Annotated in this window: 1 protein-coding gene; it reads left to right on the top strand. The window is 65.0% G+C overall.

The features are described 5' to 3' along the window. Nucleotides 1-283, top strand: a 283-nt coding sequence (locus FLQ44_RS23330) for an Hsp70 family protein (protein ID WP_147696228.1), incomplete at both ends; no start/stop codon positions are given.

Genomic DNA, 283 nt, shown 5'->3' with positions numbered 1-283 from the left:
AGAACACCTTTTACGCGGTGAAGCGCCTGATCGGCCGCAAGTTCACCGACGCCGAAGTGAAGAAGGACATCGACCTGGTGCCCTACGGCATCGTCGCCCACGAGAACGGCGACGCCTGGGTGGCCACGGCCGACGGCCGCAGGATGGCGCCGCCGCAGATCAGTGCGGAAGTGCTGGCCAAGATGAAGAAGACCGCCGAGGACTACCTGGGCGAGAAGGTCACCGAGGCCGTGATCACGGTGCCGGCCTACTTCAACGACAGCCAGCGCCAGGCCACCAAGGA

The sequence above is a fragment of the Vogesella mureinivorans genome, assembly GCF_007644035.1.
Classification (GTDB): domain Bacteria; phylum Pseudomonadota; class Gammaproteobacteria; order Burkholderiales; family Chromobacteriaceae; genus Vogesella; species Vogesella mureinivorans.
Note: the sequence above shows the minus strand (reverse complement) of the source record. Positions and strands in the feature narration are given on the sequence as shown.